The following is a 13712-nucleotide window of genomic DNA, read 5'->3' on the forward strand; positions in this document are numbered from 1 at the left end:
TCGTTGGGCTTTTTATTTTCATAAGGAGGGGCCCGCGTAAGCGGGAGGAATCCTTGAGAAGCACGCATGCGCCTGCGCGAAGCGCTTTTGAATGCGCATGCTCAATATTATTTTCGTAAGGAGGAAATTATTATGCCACAAAACAAATTACAGGAATTTGTATTCACAACAATCATGGCCATGTTCATGGTCTATGGAATGATCTGCTACAATGTAGCATTAAGCACAGGAGGTTTCACCAATCAGACATTTGTCATGGCACTTCATGAGATGCCGATCATGTGGCCGATAGCTATTATGCTTGAGCTTTTAGTGGTTGGAAAGCTTGCACCGATGCTTGCGTTCAAGATTGTGAGACCGACTGACAGACCACAGGTGATAACCTTCATGATATCATTCTACATCTGCATAATGATGTGTCCAATCATGAGCCTTATAGCAACTGTTTTGTTCAAGGATTCACCAAGTGTTGGTACATTTATCCAGACATGGGGAATGAATCTCCCTGTTGCACTGCTCTGGCAGCTCTGCTATTGCGGACCACTTGTGAGATTGATATTTAGAACTATATTTAAGAGACAGCTTGCGGGTTCTGGCTGTGTAGAGCCATCCAAAGAACCTCAGCCAGAGTCATAATTCTCCGTTTTGGAGAGTTTTGCCTAAAGTATAGACAAAGGCTGGGCGAGGTGTTACAATCCGTTCAAAGCATAGGTTTCAAGTCGAAGGTTTCTATGAGTCCGAACGTAAGAAACGGACCATTCCAACGTATCTATAATTTGCGAATTTCTCATGCTTTTATATCACATTTTTCATAAGAGCAGGAATAATATTCTGGCTGATTTTTTGAAGAAGAATAAGGCGGAGATTTTGCGTATGAATATATTTGAATATGATCAGGAAAAGCATATGAGGCAGACATATGAAGAAACGAGGGGCTGTGTATGAGTGAGGAATACATAACGCTGGATGGATTGTGTCAGCAGCTTTCAATATCGAGGGCAACGGGGCGGAACTGGCTCAGACTTGGGAAAATTGAATCACAGGGCATAGATTCGGCCGGTCAGATGTATTTCACAGAGGAGTACGTAAGTAATCTGAAACAGTCACTGGAAACTGGCGAACGAAGGTCGCTCAGAAGCCGGCGAAATAAGCGGTATGTGTCCGGCAAAGGATTGTATGACAGATATGTGTCAGACATTTGCGAGAGTACAGACACAGTAAAAAGTCTGGTGGATAAGCTGGAGAGGCAGAATATATGTGTGACTGAGATGGTCATGAGAACTCTGCTGGCGGATTGTGCACTCAAGCTGCTGGTAAGCAGTGGTGAGATTACTGTTGACAGAGAAATATTCCCTGCATATATAGATGGAAGCTTGACAATTGGTGTATGGAGTGCGCTGATCGATGATATAATTCAGGACAAAAAAGCAGCATTATCATGGGCAAATAATAACAAAAATCTTATGGACACCAATTACTATTATCAAAAGGGGGAGGACGTACTTGGACTTCTCTATATGTCTATAAGAGATGCAGGCAGCCGGAAGGCGGCTGGTTCATATTATACGCCGACAAAGGTAGTAAGAACGCTGATAAGTGATGTGACCGGTGATATGGGAAGCAGAATATCTGAGGGCGGTAAGCGATTATTCGATCCATGTTGCGGAACCGGTAATTTCCTTATACAGCTTCCGGATGATATAGAACTAAATAATATATATGCGTGCGATATAGATGAACTCAGTGTACAGCTTGCGAGGTTCAATCTGGCACTTGGGAGATTGTCCGGAAGAAGACATGTCAATGTGGACGAAGCGATCTGGACAATATATGAGCACATAGAGCGCAGAGACTTCATTTCAGAATACAGGAATGATTCAGAATGTGGTGGGGATGATAAGAAGCTCTTGGCTGATCCGGGATATGACATCATCATCGGTAACCCGCCGTGGGGATATACATTTGACAGGGAGACACGGACATTACTCAGGAAAGCATACAGAACTGCAGCCGGAAGGGGCGTGGAGTCGTCTGATGTGTTCGTGGAGTGTGCGCTGAAGCTGTTGACAGATGAAGGAGTTCTTGCATTTGTGCTGCCGGAGGCATTGTTAGATGTACATAATCATAAGACGATCAGGGAGATCATAGCCGAATCGGCAAATGTGAGCCGGGTGAGTTTCCTTGGCGATGCATTCTATGGTGTGCAATGTCCATCGTTGGTGCTGCAGCTTGAAAAGAGTTCTGATCCTGGACATAGCAAAGGTGCGGTGATCGAGAGAGACGGCAGAGAGTTTGTTGTAGGAACGGACAGGCCGCTTGGCAGTGAGAATTTTATGCTTAGGCTCACTGATGATGAGTACAGGCTGCTTTGCAGAATAGAAAATACAGATAACTGTGAATTTCTGCGTGGACAGGCAGATTTTGCACTGGGAATAGTGACCGGGGATAATGCGAAATATGTGTCCACAGAATGCGGAGAGGGAATGGAGGCAGTGATAACCGGAGCAGATGTATACAGATACAGATGCGGAAAAACGGAAAAATATATGTATCCGGAACTTACCCTGTATCAGCAGGCGGCGCCGCTGGAGCTTTACCGGGCTCCGGAGAAACTGATCTACAGGTTTATCAACAGACAGCTTGTATTTGCATATGACGACAGGCAGAGGCTTACGTTGAACAGTTGCAATGTGGTCATTCCACATATACCGGGACTTGATATGAGATATATCATGGCGATACTCAATTCAAGGGTGGCGCAGTACATATATGAGAAGCGATACAACGCAGTGAAGGTTCTGAGATCCCATATAGAGAATATTCCTGTTCCAGTCGCAGACGAGGAGACACAGAGACGCATAATCTCAAAGGCAGAAGAGCTTATGGCAGAAGAACTTATCACAGAAAGTTCTGTGAATTCAGAAATGCAGACGTACAAGACAGGTAAAGACCATTTGCAGCGATACAGATTGTATGAAGAGATAGATGACATTGTTAGGAAGCTGTACTCAGTTACCGATGAAGAGTACGAGTTCATAAAGCAGTCTTTATCCGGTGACAAATATATGTTATAAAAATAATATACTTTAATTGATCAGGAAGAGGAAGAGACTATGAATAATATACTGCTTATAAACGATATGGCTGGTTATGGAAAGGTTGCACTTTCTGCGATGATCCCTATTATGTCCAATATGAAATTCCAGGTGTACAACCTGCCGACGGCATTGGTGTCCAACACGCTTGATTACGGAAAGTTTGATATTCTGGAGACGACCGGATATATGAAGAACAGCATGAGAGTGTGGGGTGAGCTTGGATTTACATTTGACACCATAGCAACCGGATTTCTTGTATCGGAGGAACAGACCAGGCTTGTGGCTGAGTTCTGTGAGAAGAAGAAAGACCAGGGTGCGTTTATATTTGTCGATCCGATCATGGGCGATGACGGAATCCTGTACAACGGTGTTACGGAGAATACGGTTGGCTATATGAGACAGATGTGCAAAGTGGCGGATCTCATAGTGCCAAACTGCACAGAAGCAGCATTTCTTGCCAGCAAATACACTGACAAGAGGATACTGACCACGGCGGAGGCCGAAGATCTGGCACATACGCTTCACGGATATGGAGCAAAGACCGTAGTTATTACCAGCGTGAATATAGATGGACAGACAAGCACTCTCCTGTTGGATGGCGAGACAGACAAAATGAACGTGTTCCCATATACAGAGATTCCTGTGAGATTTCCGGGAACCGGTGATATATTCTCTGCTGTGCTTATCGGAAAGTACAGAGGCGGACACAGCATAGAAGACAGTGTGCAGTCAGCCATGAAAGTGGTGGAGAAGCTTATAGCCTTGAACAAGGACAATGTTGACAAGTACAAGGGAATCCCTCTTGAACAGTACATAGAGGTGATAACGGAATGAGCAGACCGCAGATCAAGATAACACTCATAGACCGCAAAGGCCCTCACGGCTGCCACAGGGGGCATAAGATAGGTGACAGCTACGATTTTGATACTGAGCGAGGGCAGCTCTGTCCCATGGCCATGCATGTGGCATTTCCATATGTGGATATTCTTAGATATGGTGGAACCATCCCGGGAAATGAGCCGGGAACTGTAGTGTTCTGTTGTCCTGATGTGGACACGATCAATGTGTTCAGGATAGAGGTTGTCCAGCCTGAGCAGGATAAGAATTGACAAATAAACGGCAAAGAGACAGCTAAAGAAGCGGTGTATCGGAAGAAAAAAACTCCCTTATATAATATAATACATGGTAAGTAAGACAGATGTATTTATCAAGTATGGGAGGTGGCACATATGGCAGGATGCAGAGCGCATTACAATATATATGCATGGATAATTGCTGTGGTTATGTGCGTCTCATATCTTGGAGTTTGTGGGCTTTACAACCCGAATGTCAGGAATTATTCTGCGCATTCGGTATCATTGCTTGGTGAGAGTCGGGGAATAGACGCCGGGAACAACGATGTGCTCATGGTTGACAGTTCTGCGGGGCTTGTGATCCAGACAAGAAACATACGGACTGGAAATTCAGAAGAATCCATAGACGATACATGGATGCTGTCGGCGGTTCTTGCGGCATTGCTGTTGAGTCTGATATTCTGTGTATGTGCATCTGCAGGCAGATATCCCGAGATGACAAACAGCCGCAGATGGATACTTCTGGAATATATACACAGGTCAGACGGGAAAAAGCGCGCCTTCATTGGAATTTAAATAAATAAGATTACCAGTGAAGGAGAGATAATTATGGCAATGGATATATTGGCTTATACATTTGGGGTTATAGCACTTGCAGCGGCAATCAAATGCTTTGTGGACGAAAACTGGGGTGAGAAGATGCACCGTGAATCAGAGGATATCACGGCTCCAGATGCAAAAGACATGACTCAGGATAAGAAGGCAGCTTAGATGATAAGCAGTTTAACCAGACAATAAAATAGAGAGAGAATTATTGATCCCACAGATATTATTATGGATATCTGTGGGATCATTTTTATTTTTCCATCCGGTTAAGCTCCGGTATTACGGTTAACAGCATTGTGAAAAAGCATGCGCTTCCTCCGAGTATATTTGATATAGGTTCAGCCATGAATACGCCATTTGTTCCGAGATGGAAAGCATACGGCAGCAGGTATGTAAGAGGGACTACGATGATCGCCTTTCTGAGCAGAGAGAAGAAAATCGCCTGCTTTTTCTTGTTCAGCGATTTGAAAGTAGTCTGGCCGATATACTGAAGCAGCATAAATGCAAATGCAGCGAAATATATTTTGAGAGCCGGGATGGAGTCACTTATAAGTGAACTGTCTGAGCTGAATACAGATATAAGTGCTCCCGGAGCAATCAGGATGATTCCCCATGCTATGACCATATATATCACTGCAAGCAGAGACATGATGGCTATAGATTTTTTGACATGATCGGGCTTTCTGGCTCCATAATTGTAGCTGATGACTGGGGAAGCACCTTCGGCTATTGACCAGATAGGAGTTTCGACGATCTGTCTGACGCTTGACACGATGGTCATGACTGACACATAGACATCGCCTCCGGTACGTGACAGGACACTGTTACAGCATATTGATACAAGGCTGTTTGTGAGCTGCATCACAAATCCAGCGGTTCCCAGACTGACAATATCCTTTGCATATGTCACACACTCCCTGAATTGTCCCAATGAAAGCAACTTTACCTGCAATTCGGCTTTGTTCTTCAGAAAGTAGAGGACAAAAGCGGCAGACATGATCTGCGATATCACGGTGGCTATGGCCGCACCTCTGACGCCGAGATGTAGGACAAATATAAATACGGGATCGAGAATACAGTTGGCGGCAGCACCGACGGCCACTGTCAGCATACCTGTTACAGAATATCCCTGTGCATTGATGAATGGGTTCATGCCTGTTGATACCATGGATGGCAGAGTGCCAAGCAGATATATCATCATATATGGGTACGCATATGTGAGTGCGCTTTCCGATGCTCCGAACAGGACCAACAGCGGTCTTGCAAATATCATACCGACAGCCATGAGAATAATGGCAGCACCACATAACATAGTGAAGGCTGTATTCATTATGGTATCTGCGGTTTTATCATCCCCCATCCCTCTTCTGATTGAGAACAGAGGGGAACCGCCACTGCCAAACAGATTGCTGAAGGCAGTGATTATGATGGTGATCGGGAAACAGAGACCGACTCCGCCGAGAGCAGCGGTGCCCACATCAGGTATTCTTGCTATGTAGATCCGGTCGATCACGTTGTACAGAAGACTTATGAGCTGAGCCACTAGCATAGGCATGGCCACACCGAGTATATTTTGAGTTATCTTTCCATTTTCAAAGTTTACTCTTTTCATAGATTTCATTCCTTACAAAATGTATTGAATAGTTTACTTTCATATAATAGAACTGCAGTTAAAAATAATCAATAGACGTATATGGGGGTGTGTTATAGATATGAAACTACCTTCTCAATCATATTTTGTTTAAAGTGATTAAAAAATAATTAATATTTAACTAAATTAAGTTTGACTATTAGGTAGAGCTTAACTAATATGAAAACAGAAATGTATAATGTATATAGAACAAATGGAATGACAGGAGACAATATTATGAAGATCAAGCCAAATGATGTTATGATCAGGTATACAGGACGTATTGACTGGACAGATGCGGAGAAGCCGGTGTGGGTATATCCTTGTACATCTGCGGAGATGAAATTTACGGGCAATACTCTTAAGATAAAGGTGTTCAACAGGAATAACTATTGGGACAATTATCTTGGATGTATAATCGATCAGTCGCAGAGAAGTTATCTTTTAAATAAAGAGGGAATTACGGAACTTGATATAGTTGTTCCGGATAACGATACAAATGAACATTGTGTGCTGTTCTTCAAGAGACAGGATGCATGCCATGAGGTAACAATACTTGAGTATGAGATTGGAGATGGGGAGAGACTTCTTCCTTTGAAACCGCTGTCAGGCCGCCGTATAGAGGTGTATGGAGACTCGGTGTCAGCGGGCGAGGTATCGGAGGCTGTCGACTGCGTTGGAAAGGAAGACCCAGTACACAATGGCGGTTATTCAAACAGCTGGTATTCGTATGCGTGGATTACTGCAAGAAAGCTGAAAGCACAGATTCATGACATAGCCCAGGGAGGGATAGCTCTCATGGACAGGATAGGATGGTTCCAAGAGCCGAATCAGATTGGCATGGAAAGTGTGTGGGATAAGGTTCACTACAACCCTACATTTGGTCCGGTGACACAGTGGGATTTCTCCCAGTACACACCTCAGGTTGTTATAGTTGCTATAGGGCAGAATGACAACCATCCGTATGATTTTATGAAAAATGACTATAACGGCAGGCAGGCGGAAACGTGGCGTGACCATTACATGAAATTTCTGGGAAAACTCAGGAAGACATATCCGGATGCACACATAATCTGCTGTACCACACTTCTCTGCCACGACTGTTCATGGGACAAGGCTATAGGTGAAGTGGTTGACAATATGAATGATAAAATGATAACTCATTACGTATATGGAAGAAACGGATTCGGCACGCCAGGACATTTGAGGATACCAGAGGCGTGTGAGATGGCAACGGAGCTGGCCGAATATATAGAAGGTCTCGAAATTGAGGGGTGGAATTAAATTATATTCTAACTTAGAGGTAATATAGGATTATTAATGAGCTGATGTTCAAATATGGAGGATGAACCATGGGAAATTATGATCTTGAAAGAATAAAATCAGTTATACAGCGCGCTCAGAGTGGACAGGAACTTACAATAGGTTTCCTTGGCGGTTCGATAACGCAGGGAAGTTTGGCGACGGAGCATGAAAATACTTATGCATACAGAGTGTATAAGTGGTGGTGTGATACATTCCCACAGGCAAAGTTCAATTATGTGAATGGCGGAATAGGTGGCACAGACTCATACTATGGTGTGTCCAGGGCTGTGACTGATGTGCTCATGTATCAGCCGGACTTTGTGGTTGTGGATTTCAGTGTAAATGATGTGGATAACATATATTGTGAAGAGACCTTTGAGGGTGTGCTGAGAACACTGCTTGGCTGGTCATCAAGACCGGCGGTGGTGGTGCTCAATAACGTTTTCTACGACACGGGTGTAAGCACCCAGGATATTCACAACAGACTTGCGGATCACTATGGAGTGCCACATGTGAGCGTGCACGACACCATATACAGGCGGATGAAGGCGGGAGAATATAACAGGATCGACATAACCCCGGATGGACTTCATCCAAATGACAAGGGACATGGTCTGGTAGCCGGTGAGATAACAAAGTTTCTTGAGAGAATTATGGATGATCTCATACAAGATGAGAATTTGGCTGATGACTCAAATACGGATACCGCAGATGCTGGCGCGGACACAGAGAATGATATCCAGGACGAATCAGCCTGCTCATGTGTACTTCCGGCACCTGTGACCGCAAATGCTTATGAGTATGCAAAGAGGCTTACCATACGCGAGATATGTCCTAAGCTTTCAGGGTTCAGGGCTGATACTCATGAGAAGATGGGACACCTTGATCATTTCAAGAATGGATGGATCGGAGAAAATGCCGGTGATAGCATAACATTTGAACTTGAGGGCAACTGCATAGGAATACAGTACAGAAAGACAATATCAAGACCTGCTGTCAGGGCTCAGGCTGTGCTTGATGGAGATGTTGAGCATCCGGTTTTATTGGATGGCAATTTTGATGAGGACTGGGGTGATTGTCTGTATATAGAGCCTGTGCTTCATCACGATGAGAAGAAGAAACACACACTTGAGATAACGGTTCTTGATGATGAGTGTGTGGGTACAACACCATTCTATCTTATGTCCATAATAGTTGCATGATAAGTATGTGATTAAGAGAATGACAATGTTCAGATTGGCATAGATATTTGAAGAATTAAATTAAAATAAACAATATTGTGTATTGCAATATTGGGGATAGAGGACTATTATTAGCTCAGATGTACAAAGAGGTACTGCAGAATCTTGCAGTGCCTCTATTTTTTTATGATGAATTTTATATCCGTACAGATTTTTGAGGAGGATGATATTATGACACCGATGAACAATGCAGATTATCTTATCAGATTGCAGCACGCAGATGAACTTGACGCTATGAAGGCAGCAAAAAAGGCAAGCGGACTCACATATGAGGCGCTGGCAGAGAAAATAGGTGTGAATAAAGTATGGCTCGCATCAGCATTTGAGGGACAGCAGTATGTGCCTGAAGAATATTGCGATAAGCTTGCAGAAGCACTGGGAATAGATAAGTCAGCCACGGCATTTCTCGCAGAGCACCCATATAAAGGCAACACGGATCCTATTCTCTACAGACTTCATGAGGTCATTGATACATATGGCCCTGCCATCAAGGACATAATCCACGAGCAGGGCGGAAATGCCATCATGAGTGCCATCGATTTTGGCCTTGACGTGGATGTGACTGAGGATGCCGAGGGCAACCACAGAGTCATCATCAAGTTTGACGGAAAACTCCTGCCATATGCCAAGAAAGGACAGTATCCTTGGTAGAGTTGATGTGTTGACATTACAACTGTTGTAAGGTTTAATATCATGTGGGGACGGAGAGGACAGGTACCTCCGTCCCCATCAACATGAAAGACGAGGACATACATAATGGAGAAGAACCTTACGACCGGCAGTGTGCCAAAGACGATGGCGTATTTTGCGCTGCCTTATCTTTTATCTTATTTTCTGCAAACATTATATGGGATGGCGGATCTGTTCATCATAGGACAGTTCTGTGGCAATGATGCCGGTGCGACCACTGCGGTGGCAAATGGCTCCCAGATCATGCACATGATCACTGTGATCCTTGTGGGACTGGCCATGGGAACCACAGTCGTCATAGGAAAAGCGGTTGGGGCGAAGATGCTTCAGGATGCACAGGCGGCCATCGGCAACACTGTCACCATATTCATGATAATATCAGTGTCACTTACAGTGATACTTCTGATATTCATAAACCCTATAGTTGCAGTTATGGATACCCCTGCGGAGGCGGTCAAAGGAATCACTGATTATCTTGTAGTCTGCTTCATAGGAATTCCATTTATCACGGCATACAATGTAATAAGTTCCATATTCAGGGGGCTCGGCGATTCTAAAAGTCCGATGTACTTCATCGCCATCGCATGTGCCCTCAATATTGCACTAGATTATATATTTATAGGAGCCTGTGGTCTTGGCCCGCTCGGAGCGGCCCTTGGAACAACGCTAGCTCAGACGTTCAGTGTCATCATATCATTTGCCGCAATAAAGAGGATGAATACAGGGCTGAAGCTCACGAGAAATGACTTTGTTCCGAGAAAAACCGTGCTCGGCGAGATAGTGAAGATCGGTCTCCCGGTGGCTGTTCAGGACGGATGCATACAGATCGCTTTCATTGTGATAACAGTCATAGCCAACAACCGTGGTGTTAATGATGCCGCGGCAGTTGGAGTTGTGGAGAAGATGATAAGCTTTATATTCATAGTGCCATCCTCCATGCTGGCAACTGTATCCGCGCTTGCCGCCCAGAATATAGGAGCGGGAAAGCACGACAGGGCGGAGCAGGTCCTGAGATACGCACTGGGGATCATAGTGGCTTATGGAGTCATTGCAATAGCTGTTGTTGAACTGTTTGCACCTGAGCTCGTGGGACTTTTCAGCAAGAACAAGGTGGTTGTGACCATGGGTGTCCAGTATATAAGCAGCTATATCGTGGACTGCGTATTTGCGGGAATACATTTCAGTTTCACCGGATATTTCTGTGCCTATGGCAAATCCTACATAGGATTTATACACAATATGATAGCCATAGTATGTGCAAGGATTCCGGGATCTTACATTGCATCTATCATGTATCCAGACACATTGTTCCCGATGGGATTTGCGGCACCGGCTGGATCATTTATATCCATAGTGATATGCGTGGGAGCATTTGTGTGGATGAAGAGGCGCGGTACGCTGTATAAGGCCAACTTATAAGAGATATGTATTTGGTGATAGGAATGTTTATTGTGCGTTCATTTCGTAAAGGTATTATGATCGTTCGGATACAAGTGGCAGTTCATTGATCATCAGTCGTGAGGAATATCATGGAACCTTCCGTCCAGCTCCTCGGTCTTGACCACGTTGATAAATGCGTGCTCATCGATCCCGCGGATCATCGGTATGAGCTCACGCTTCGCTTCCGAGTTGATGACGGAGTAGATGAGGGTTTTCTCCTTCTCCTCGTAACATCCGACACCCTTGAACAGAGTAGCGTCATGGTGAGTCAGGTCGCTGATGGCGTGGTAGATCTCATTTGACTTGTCGGAGATGATGAACAACGTTTCTTTCTTATATCTCTTATACAGAAGCTGGATCACCTGCGTGCTGCAGAACTGGTAGATGATGGAGTACAGAGCCTTTGACCAGCCGAACAGTGCACCGGCGGCGATCAGCATCACGATGTTTCCGAGTAGTATGTAGTTCCACGCATCTATACCCTTCTGGTGGGACAGGAATATGCTGATGAAATCAGTTCCCCCGGTGCTGGTTCCAACGTTCAGGCACAGGCTGATGGCGAGTCCGTTGATGAGACCGCCGAACAGGCTTACAAGCATTATGTCGTCAGTGAATACATATGATGGCAGAATATCCACAAATATACTCGACAGAAGAATGACTATGATCGAATAGAGGGTAAATCTTTTGCCGATATATTTGTATGATATGTATGTGGGAAACAGATTCAGTCCAATGTTGAACACTGCAAAAGGCACGCTTATGTGCAGAAATTTTATTCCAATGTTCTGGAGAAGCAGGGATGCTCCGGAGAACCCGCTTGGAAACAGTCCTGCGGTCTTGGCAAAGCATCGGAGATTCCATGCGTATAGTATAGATGCAAATACGACGATGAACAGGCGGAATATCTGATAAAATCTTGGGTGTTTTAACTCTAGAGATTGAAACATAGCGGTACCTCCTTTGTAAGTGTCACTGTAAAATGCGGTTAATTTTCAAATGGGCGAACCCTCAAAGTCACGCCTAAATCCTTGCATATCTGGCGGCATCGCTTGATCTTATCCTCGGGCATGACCTTGTCAACAACTGTCATGACAACGTGTGGCACGTACCTTTTGGCAAGAACGGCAAAATCCTTGATGGCCGCGTAGGACTGGATCCCATAGCGTGATCTGGTCAGTTCAAGAAATTCATTTTCATCAGGGGCGTTCAGGGATATTGATACAGTGTCGAATCGGCCCTCAAGCTCTGGTGTGACATCTCTCCCATATATAAGATTGGCAAGTCCGATGGTGTTGAGACGGACTTTGAGATTGGGATATGTGTTTTTCAGTGAATCGATCACCGCGCACACGTCTTCAAGTCTCTCAAGAGGCTCGCCAAATCCACAAAATACAAGTTCATTTATGATATTCAGGTCATACTTTGAGAAAAGCTCCAGAACCTCCTCTATAGAAGGCTCGCCATCCTTCAGCCAGAGAGTATTGTTCTCCTGCTGCTTTTTTGTCTGCCTCAGGCAGAACACACAGCTGCATGGACATTTGTTTGTCATGTTTACATATATATTTTTGCCTGTGAGATCCCCGCTCTTTGCAATGTCGAGGTAACCTTCCTCACCGACTTTTCCGGTTACAGTGTATAAAACCATAGTTGAATCTCCAATCGTTTAAGTTATTCCTCAGTCAGATCCTTCATGTACATCTCAAAGCACAATCCCCAGTTCTCCGGAACATTGTTCTCAACGCAGTAGCTTATGCACTTTGATACATATGAAGCGGCCTTTTTCACGGACTCATAGACGCTGTGTCCGTTCAGATACATACCCGCAATGATGGCTGCGATCACATCTCCGGTGCCGCTCCTGTCGCCGCCGATCCTGTCAACCATGACCATCTGGAAATCCTCATCCTTGTTGTAGATGAAGTTGGCTATCTGAGTCTTATTGAAATGTATTCCTGTCACAACGATATGTTCCGGTCCCTGCTCCGCCAGGGCCATGCACATTTGCCTTAGCTCGTTCACGGTCACAGTGTGCTCCGGATATGGAAGATCAAGGAGGGTGCAAAGCTCCGTCAGATTAGGAGTGATAATGTCGGCATATTTTACAAGCTCCGTCATCTTGCTGCACATAGATGCGGTATAGGTTGGGTACAGCTTGCCGTAGTCACCCATGACTGGATCGACGATAACAAAATTCTTCTCGTTTTTAAAGTATTTGATAAAGTCGATAACTATATCAACCTGTTCCTCAGAGCCGAGAAATCCTGTTGATATGGCATCGAACTGCAGCTCCAGATCTTTGTAGGTCTGGATGTAATCCCGCATTTTGGGTGTGTAGTCATCAAAGTAAAATATAGGAAACTGTGTATGTGTAGATAGTATTGCTGTTGGCACAGTGACAGCCTGGATCTTCATGGCGGACACTATCGGCGCCATGACAGCGATGGAACATCTTCCGAATCCTGTAACATCATTTATTAGAGCGATTTTTTTCTGCATCTTAGTTCTCCAAATTCAATAAATATAGTAGATTTTATCATCAAATACAGGTGTGTTCAATATTTGAATTCCGTCAGACCAAGTGAAATTTATGTTCAAAAGGGAGAGAATAGATAAAATTTCCACATTG

At 44.5% G+C, this 13712-nt stretch carries 14 protein-coding genes; 10 read left to right on the forward strand and 4 right to left on the reverse strand.

What is annotated here, in order from left to right; genetic code table 11:
• The first annotated feature begins 132 nt into the window (after positions 1-132).
• The 6 genes from AB5150_RS06305 (at position 133) to AB5150_RS06330 (ending at position 4942) form a co-directional block, all read left to right on the forward strand.
• Entirely contained in the window at positions 133-636 is a 504-nt protein-coding gene (locus tag AB5150_RS06305; RefSeq protein WP_022216855.1) for a hypothetical protein, read from the forward strand.
• Positions 637-941: 305 nt separating this feature from the next.
• Positions 942-3074 carry a TaqI-like C-terminal specificity domain-containing protein gene (locus AB5150_RS06310; protein ID WP_161172102.1) on the forward strand — a complete coding sequence of 711 codons (2133 nt, stop codon included), beginning with the start codon at positions 942-944 and terminating at the stop codon, positions 3072-3074.
• Positions 3075-3113: 39 nt separating this feature from the next.
• Positions 3114-3932, forward strand: coding sequence for a pyridoxamine kinase (locus AB5150_RS06315; protein WP_368291508.1), 819 nt, complete (start codon positions 3114-3116; stop codon positions 3930-3932).
• Positions 3929-4207, forward strand: a complete 279-nt coding sequence (locus AB5150_RS06320) for a TIGR04076 family protein (RefSeq protein WP_015533606.1) — start codon at positions 3929-3931, stop codon at positions 4205-4207. Before AB5150_RS06315 ends, AB5150_RS06320 begins: the two co-directional genes overlap by 4 nt.
• A gap of 120 nt (positions 4208-4327) precedes the next feature.
• A complete protein-coding gene (locus AB5150_RS06325) occupies positions 4328-4747 on the forward strand; it encodes a hypothetical protein (protein WP_015533607.1) in 420 nt (139 codons plus the stop codon).
• Between the two features lie 33 nt (positions 4748-4780).
• Positions 4781-4942: a hypothetical protein gene (locus AB5150_RS06330; RefSeq protein ID WP_015533608.1), complete on the forward strand. Its 162-nt coding sequence runs from the start codon at positions 4781-4783 to the stop codon at positions 4940-4942.
• Between the two features lie 85 nt (positions 4943-5027).
• Here AB5150_RS06330 and AB5150_RS06335 read toward each other — a convergent pair whose 3' ends face one another.
• A complete protein-coding gene (locus AB5150_RS06335) occupies positions 5028-6389 on the reverse strand; it encodes an MATE family efflux transporter (protein WP_055273226.1) in 1362 nt (453 codons plus the stop codon).
• A gap of 255 nt (positions 6390-6644) precedes the next feature.
• On the opposite strand from AB5150_RS06335, the gene AB5150_RS06340 reads away from it, so the two are divergent.
• From AB5150_RS06340 to AB5150_RS06355, 4 genes are all read left to right on the forward strand, one after another.
• Positions 6645-7691: a GDSL-type esterase/lipase family protein gene (locus AB5150_RS06340; RefSeq protein ID WP_055273224.1), complete on the forward strand. Its 1047-nt coding sequence runs from the start codon at positions 6645-6647 to the stop codon at positions 7689-7691.
• A gap of 68 nt (positions 7692-7759) precedes the next feature.
• On the forward strand, positions 7760-8914 hold the full coding sequence (locus tag AB5150_RS06345; protein WP_055273222.1) for an SGNH/GDSL hydrolase family protein: 1155 nt from the start codon (positions 7760-7762) through the stop codon (positions 8912-8914).
• A gap of 210 nt (positions 8915-9124) precedes the next feature.
• Positions 9125-9604, forward strand: a complete 480-nt coding sequence (locus AB5150_RS06350) for a helix-turn-helix domain-containing protein (protein WP_015533612.1) — start codon at positions 9125-9127, stop codon at positions 9602-9604.
• 105 nt (positions 9605-9709) lie between these two features.
• On the forward strand, positions 9710-11062 hold the full coding sequence (locus AB5150_RS06355) for an MATE family efflux transporter (RefSeq protein WP_055273220.1): 1353 nt from the start codon (positions 9710-9712) through the stop codon (positions 11060-11062).
• 92 nt (positions 11063-11154) lie between these two features.
• Here the strand turns inward: AB5150_RS06355 and AB5150_RS06360 are convergent, their stop codons facing one another.
• From AB5150_RS06360 to AB5150_RS06370, 3 genes are read right to left on the reverse strand one after another with little or no spacing between them, the layout of a single operon-like run.
• A complete protein-coding gene (locus AB5150_RS06360) occupies positions 11155-12033 on the reverse strand; it encodes a YitT family protein (RefSeq protein ID WP_055147563.1) in 879 nt (292 codons plus the stop codon).
• 38 nt (positions 12034-12071) lie between these two features.
• Positions 12072-12731, reverse strand: a complete 660-nt coding sequence (locus AB5150_RS06365) for a TatD family nuclease-associated radical SAM protein (RefSeq protein ID WP_055147560.1) — start codon at positions 12729-12731, stop codon at positions 12072-12074.
• 23 nt (positions 12732-12754) lie between these two features.
• Positions 12755-13582, reverse strand: coding sequence for a pyridoxamine kinase (locus AB5150_RS06370; RefSeq protein ID WP_055147557.1), 828 nt, complete (start codon positions 13580-13582; stop codon positions 12755-12757).
• Between the last annotated feature and the right edge of the window lie 130 nt (positions 13583-13712).

Origin of the sequence: Coprococcus sp. RTP21281st1_F1_RTP21281_210402 (assembly GCF_040915325.1) — a bacterium.
Taxonomy (GTDB): Bacteria; Bacillota; Clostridia; order Lachnospirales; family Lachnospiraceae; genus Coprococcus; species Coprococcus aceti.